Raw genomic sequence first — 6,231 nt, 5'->3', positions numbered from 1 at the left:
AGGGTAATTTCAACAACTAACTACCCCTGCCACATAGTCTGACGCGCGACAGCACCAACACACCACACCCTCAATTGCGAAGAGCCCCATATCCCACACCACCGCGCCAAACCAGAACTGCTCCCCGCCCTTTCGATACTTCGAAAGGGCGGGGAGCAGTTCGTCGTCGCTACTTGCCTAGCGGAGGAGAACTATCGCTTGGCATTGCGCGGGAGGTAGGGTCGCGCCTTGATGGGTGGAAGAAACGCCCCTGGAAGTTACGCGTTCTTACGTGCGTGGATGTTGCGCTGAATCTCCTTCAGACGAGCCATGACGTCGTTAGCGCCGCGACCAAAGTAGTCGTGCAGGGTGAGGTATTCCTCATAGAGAAGGTCGTACTTCTTGGCGTTCTCTTCGTTCGGCACGTAGGCGTGGTCGATCTTCGAACCCATGGCCCTGGCTGCGTCGTACACGTTCGGGTAGGCACCGGCTGCGACGGCACCGTAGATGGCGGCACCGAGGGAGCCTGCCAGCTTCGAACCGGAGATCGAGAGCGGGATGCGGGTGATGTCGGCGTAGATCTGCATGAGGAACTTGTTCTTGAGCAGACCACCTGCGGCCACGATCTCGTTGATCTCAACGCCGTGCTCGAGGAAGTTCTCGATGATCACGCGAAGGCCAAAACCGGTTGCCTCAAGGTAGGCGCGGTAGATCTCCTCGGGGCGGGTGTTGAGGGTCATGCCGATGAGCGTTCCGGACAGCGAGCCGTTGTTCAGGATGGAACGGTTGCCGTTGTGCCAGTCGAGAGCAGCCAGCCCGTGCTCACCAATCTCTTGCTCCGCGCCCTTCTCGGTGAGAAGCTCGTGGACGGAAATGCCCCTGCGGTTCGCCTCGTTCTGGTACTCGCCGGGAACGATGTTGTCGACGATCCAGGCAAAGATGTCACCAACACCGGTCTGACCACCCTCGTAGCCCCACAGGCCAGCGGAGATACCACCGTTGGTGATGCCGAAGACGCCGGGGATATCGCGAGCGGACTTGCCGTTCACGATGTAGACGTTCGAGGTGCCCATGATTGCGGTCATCTGGCCCGGCTCAACTGCCTGAGCGGCGGGAGCCGTGACGTGAGCATCAATCTGACCGACGGCGACTGCGATGCCGGAGGGAAGGCCCAATGCCTCCGCCATCTCGTCCGTCAGATTGCCGGCGCGTTCACCGAGCTGGAGCACGGGAGCATCGAACTTGTCCTTGATGAAGGTGCGGAAGGCGGGGTTGAGTTCAGCGAAGTAGGACTCTGACGGGAACTGGTCGTTCTGGCGGAGCGCCTTGTAGCCCGCGGGGGCTGCGGAGTGAATGAGTTTGCCGGTCAACTGCCACACGATCCAGTCGACGGCCTCAACGTAGTAGTCCATGGATTCGTAGACCTCGGGAGCCTTCTCGAGGGTCTCGAGAGCCTTCGGGATCACGATCTCGGAGGAGATGCGGCCACCGTAGCGACCCAGCCACATTTCGCCACGTGCCTCGGCGATGGCGATGGCGCGCTCAGCCTGCTCGGTGCCACCGTGGTGCTTCCACATCTTAACGTAGGCGTGGGGGTTGTTCTTGAACTCCTCGCGCTCGCACAGGGGCGCACCGTTTTCGTCGGTGGGGAGGGTCGAGGCGGAGGTGAAGTCGGTGCCGATGCCGATGATGTCGGAGGCGTCGACCTTAGCGTCAATCACGGCCTCAGGGACCACGGACTTGAGGACCTCGATGTAGTCGGCCGGGACCTGCAGTGCATAGTCAGGGGGAAGTTGCTGGTTGTCGCCAGCGGTCAGGGTGCGGTCCATGACTCCATGCGGGTACTCCATGATGGAGGAACCAAGTTCCCGGCCGTCGGAAACGCGAACGACAGTGGCACGTCCGGACAGGGTGCCAAAGTCAATGCCAATTACGTATTTTTCACTCATGAGATCCTCGTTGATCGATTGTTGTTGCGGGTGATAGAAGGTGGGTTTCTAGTCTCAGCTGACCGGTCGCGGGCAGCGTTTTCGTTCAAGCGTTTCGTTCGTTCGAGCGTTGTTTTAGGATTTTGACGCATTCTTCGCAGTCACGTTGTGGTGAGATCCTGCCAAACACGTCGAGTTGGTGAATATTTCGGGCAATGGTTTCAGCGGGAACCAGATGCCAAACCTGAATCGGAACACGATAGTGAACCGAGTCAAGAATCTGATTCTGGAAATGATCCTGATGCTGTTCAGGAATCCGCTTCAGAACGTGATCCTAAAGCTATTCACGAATCCGATCCGGTCCCAATTGAAACCGTTGGTGGAAGCAGAACGAGATCCCTGGTGGTGGAACCGCTCTGTTCCGGGGTGGAGGTGTGGGGATGGGCGAAGGTTCACCCATCCCCACCGGGGTTGGTTATAGGGTGTCGAGAACCTGCTTGGTGCCCGACAGGCCGAGACGGCTTGCGCCGGCCTCGATCAGTTCGGTTGCGAACTTGCCGTCGCGGATGCCGCCGGAAGCCTTGACGCCTACCTCGGGGCCAACGGTTTCACGCATGAGCTTGACGGCTGCAACGGATGCTCCGCCCGCCTTGTGGTAGCCGGTGGAGGTCTTGACGTAGTCGGCCTTGGCGGCAACGGATGCCTTGCAGGCGGCCACGATCTCGTCATCGGTCAGGGCAGCGGACTCGATGATGACCTTAAGCAGAACGTTCGGGGCTGCGTCGCGCACTGCCTGGATCTCGTTCTGGATGTAGGTGAAGTCGCCTTCCTTGGCCTTGCCAACGTTGATGACCATGTCGATCTCGTCAACGCCTGCGTCGGCCAGTTCCTTGGCCTCTGCCGCCTTGACGGAAGCGGTGTGCGCACCGGAGGGGAAGCCGCACACGGCCGCTACCTTGACGGAGGTCTCGCGCGGGAGCGGGATCTGGGAAGGGGAAACGCACACGGAGAACGTGCCGAGTGCCTCAGCATCGTCCAGCAGGCGGAGCACATCGTCCTTGGTGGCTTCGGGTGCGAGCAGGGTGTGGTCGACAATGCCGACGACGTCTTGGGGATTCATGTTTTTCTCCATCGTGTTGGAAGTGAGTGAGACCCTGTGGGGTCATAGGTTTAAGTTACAGGGCATTGTTGCCGAGAACCTGCTCAGCAACATTGCTTTCGGTGACGAGAACGTTGCACAGCCCGGCATACAGAGTCGCGCGGGTAATGCCGCTCTTCTCCTCGCCCACTGCCACGGCAATGGACTTCGGAATGTTGGAGAGCCTGTCGAGATCCAGCCCGATCGTTCGCTGATCCAGATCGAAATCCACCACGCGTCCGTTTCGGTCAATGTAGTGGCCGAGGATGTCGCCAATCGCGCCAGCCTCCTGGAGGGAGACCACTTCGTCAGCGGTCACGCAGTTCGTTCGGCGAAGCACGGACTGCGGGGAGAGCACGCCAATGGAATAGAGCGCCACATCAGCATCCGATGCCGCCTGGAGCGTCCTTGCGATGTTGCGGTCCGCGAGGAGCCGTTGGGCCAGATCCCGGTCCTGAACGATGGCGGAGGCGGGAAGCAGCGCCGTGCGCGGGTCGCGAGACTTGCTCGCAATCGTGCGGATGATGCTACCAGCATCCACCGTGTCGGTGAGCGAATTGGCTCCGCCGTTCAGTTGCACGATCATGGGCTCCCGGAAGACTCCCTCCGGGAGCTGATCCGCGATCGCGGCTACGGTGTGGCCCCACGAGACGCCAATGATCTCGGGTTGTGGGCGGAGCTCAACGAGATAGTCGACGGCGGCCTGGGCCGCGAGTGCCATGGTGGCAGGCTTGGAGGCCTGGCTTTCCACGACAACCGCTTCCCTGCAGTCGAATCGTTCGGTCAGGAGCTTCTCGAGGTCGCGCCTGCGGGACTGGGGGTGATGAATCTTGATTTCCACCAGTCCCGTCGAACGCGCTTCCTCAAGGAGGCGACCTACTTTCCATCGGCTCAGGCGTAGCTTGTCAGCAACCTCGGACTGCAGGAGCCCGTCGTTGTAGTACAGCTCCGCCGCACGCACCATGGCGTGCTCGTGCTCGGTGGATCCGCTTCGCATTAGTTGGTAGGCAGGTCCGAGCCGTTGGGGAGGAACAGCACCTTCGAGGAGTGGATGGTCCTCTCAGACATTGCCTTGATGGTCTCGCCAACCTTCTCGAGGGGCTCCTCGTGAGTGATCATGAAGTCCCACTTGAGGTTGCCGTTCGCCATGTGATCGAGAGTCGTGGTCCACTCGGCACCCGGGAAGGGAGCACCGAAAGAGTTCCAGGAACCGCAGATGTTGATCTCGAGGCGCATGAGGCGAGCCCAGTTGCCTGCCGAGATTTCGACGGGGGCGTTGGGGATGCCGATGAGGGTGACCTCGCCGTGGCGAGCAGCAATGCCCACGGCCTGGTCGGCAACCTTCGGAACACCGGTGGTTTCGACAACAACGTCGAAGCCGTTTCCAACGATCTCGGCGAGCTGGTCGGGGCTGGAAACAGCGGTGGTGGCGCCTGCCTGGCGAGCAAGCTCGGCCTTCTGCTCGGACACGTCAACGGCAACAATATCGGTGGCACCCATGATGCGGGCCCACTGGACAGCGAAGAGGCCGATAGGGCCGCCGCCGCCCATGACGGCTACGCGGGAGCCGGCGGTCAGCTTGGTGCGCCAAATGGCGTGAAGTGCGATAGCTGCGGGGTCGACCATGGCTGCTGCGCGAGCATCGAGGCCGGCGGGAACCTTGAGAAGCAGGTTGGCGGGGCCAGCAACGTACTCGGCGTACGCACCGTTGCGACGGGAGCCGTAGTAGTCGTAGTCCTCGCACAGGGAGAATTGGCCCTGAACGCAGGGCGGGCACTTGAAGCAGGGGATCATCGGGGGAACAGTGACCAGGTCGCCAACCTCGAAGCCCTCGACACCTTCACCGAGTTCCTCAATGTAGGCGGAGAATTCGTGACCACACACGAGCGGGAGCTTGTGGGGTCCCTTTTTGAACATGCGATCGAGGTCGGATCCACAGACGCCACAGACGGCGACCTTCATGACAACCTCGCCGGGTCCTGCAGTCGGCTTCTCGATCTCTTCGACTCGAATATCGCCCACCGCGTGCATGACCACGGCCTTCATCTTTGACATTTTTCCTCCTCCGGCCGATCCATATCGGCCACGTTGCACCAACAAAACTATGCTCCAAAGTTGGCAAAGTCAACGTAAATTGAACAGTCCAACATAAGTGCAAATTGGGTCAACTTTTGTTGATATGGATAGGCTTTGTGGCATCTTCTTTCGTCGGCTACTGTCTAAGAATGGCTACTTTTCTTGACGGTGTACTGCCGGAGAATATCGACAACATTGATGTTGCTGTCTTCGACGTCGACGGCACTCTTTCACGCGATGACTCGAGCGTGAGCGACCGGACCATTGACGCTCTGAGGGCTCTCGCTGACACGGGAATCGAGATCGTGCTCGCCTCCGGCCGCATGGCTCCCGCCCTGCGCAAGCTGTTTGGTCGCATGGATCGCAACGGTTACGTGATTGCCTGCAACGGCGCCATCACCGTCCACACCGACCACGACACGATCATCGGGCTCTCCCCGTTCTCGGACGAGTATTTCGAGAAGATCGTGGAGTTTGGGAGGGAGAACGATCTTCAGTCCGTCATTTTCGGCACGGATTTCTTCTTCACCGAGACCGATGGCGTTGCTCGCCAGATTCTTCAAGGCCCGAACGAGGGCCTCACACCCACGCTCGTGAAGTTTGAGGATCTCGACTCCGACGATCGTCTCAAGGTCATGTACTACATCGACCCCGAGGACACGACCGGCAAGGTTGAGCACCTGCGCGAGAACTTCCCCGACACCGTCAAGACCCTTCCCGAGTTCTACGAGCTCACGAACCACGACGTGTCGAAGTGGACGGGACTCACCCCTGTTCTTTCCGACCTCGGCACGACCCCGGAACGCACCCTCGGCATCGGCGACTCCGAGAATGACATGTCCTGGCTACCCAACGTCGGCATCTCGGTCGCCATGGGCAACGCCTACCCGCACGTCAAGGACGCCTGCGACTACCAGATCGGCCAGAACGAAGATGACGCCGTCGCCGACTTCCTCACCCTGTGGGCCAACCATCGGGGGCAGCGTCAGGACTGATTGACCGCAGCTCGATGCTCGAGGGTTGATGCTCGAGGCTTGATGCTCGTGGGTTAGTTCAAGGACTCTCCCACGCACTTCGAAAAGACAATTAAGCAGTAGTGAGGGGGGGGGG

General features: G+C 60.1%; 5 protein-coding genes. 1 reads left to right on the top strand and 4 read right to left on the bottom strand.

Features of this window, described 5'->3' with window-relative positions; translation table 11 throughout:
- Nucleotides 1-257: 257 nt before the first annotated feature.
- From QMB98_RS06465 to QMB98_RS06450, 4 genes are all read right to left on the bottom strand, one after another.
- Nucleotides 258-1,928, bottom strand: coding sequence for a ribulokinase (locus tag QMB98_RS06465; RefSeq protein WP_371684866.1), 1,671 nt, complete (start codon nt 1,926-1,928; stop codon nt 258-260).
- Nucleotides 1,929-2,382: 454 nt separating this feature from the next.
- Nucleotides 2,383-3,027 (bottom strand): deoxyribose-phosphate aldolase, encoded by a 645-nt coding sequence (gene deoC, locus QMB98_RS06460; RefSeq protein ID WP_371684865.1) that lies wholly within the window; start codon nt 3,025-3,027, stop codon nt 2,383-2,385.
- A gap of 55 nt (nt 3,028-3,082) precedes the next feature.
- Nucleotides 3,083-4,042, bottom strand: a complete 960-nt coding sequence (locus QMB98_RS06455; protein ID WP_371684864.1) for a sugar-binding transcriptional regulator — start codon at nt 4,040-4,042, stop codon at nt 3,083-3,085.
- Nucleotides 4,042-5,100, bottom strand: coding sequence for a galactitol-1-phosphate 5-dehydrogenase (locus QMB98_RS06450; RefSeq protein WP_371684863.1), 1,059 nt, complete (start codon nt 5,098-5,100; stop codon nt 4,042-4,044). Before QMB98_RS06450 ends, QMB98_RS06455 begins: the two co-directional genes overlap by 1 nt.
- Before the next feature lie 170 nt (nt 5,101-5,270).
- Between QMB98_RS06450 and QMB98_RS06445 the strand changes: the two genes are divergently transcribed.
- Nucleotides 5,271-6,116: an HAD family hydrolase gene (locus QMB98_RS06445; RefSeq protein WP_371684862.1), complete on the top strand. Its 846-nt coding sequence runs from the start codon at nt 5,271-5,273 to the stop codon at nt 6,114-6,116.
- Nucleotides 6,117-6,231: the final 115 nt, after the last annotated feature.

This window comes from Flaviflexus sp. (assembly GCF_041440645.1).
Taxonomy (GTDB): domain Bacteria; phylum Actinomycetota; class Actinomycetes; order Actinomycetales; family Actinomycetaceae; genus Flaviflexus.
Note: the sequence above shows the minus strand (reverse complement) of the source record. Positions and strands in the feature narration are given on the sequence as shown.

Excerpts from the sequence above, each read along its gene's own strand:
- QMB98_RS06465 (WP_371684866.1), bottom strand. The coding sequence starts at position 1,928 with ATGAGTGAAAAATACGTAATTGGCATTGACTTTGGCACCCTGTCCGGA.
- deoC (WP_371684865.1), bottom strand. The coding sequence starts at position 3,027 with ATGAATCCCCAAGACGTCGTCGGCATTGTCGACCACACCCTGCTCGCA.
- QMB98_RS06455 (WP_371684864.1), bottom strand. The coding sequence starts at position 4,042 with ATGCGAAGCGGATCCACCGAGCACGAGCACGCCATGGTGCGTGCGGCG.
- QMB98_RS06450 (WP_371684863.1), bottom strand. The coding sequence starts at position 5,100 with ATGTCAAAGATGAAGGCCGTGGTCATGCACGCGGTGGGCGATATTCGA.
- QMB98_RS06445 (WP_371684862.1), top strand. The coding sequence starts at position 5,271 with ATGGCTACTTTTCTTGACGGTGTACTGCCGGAGAATATCGACAACATT.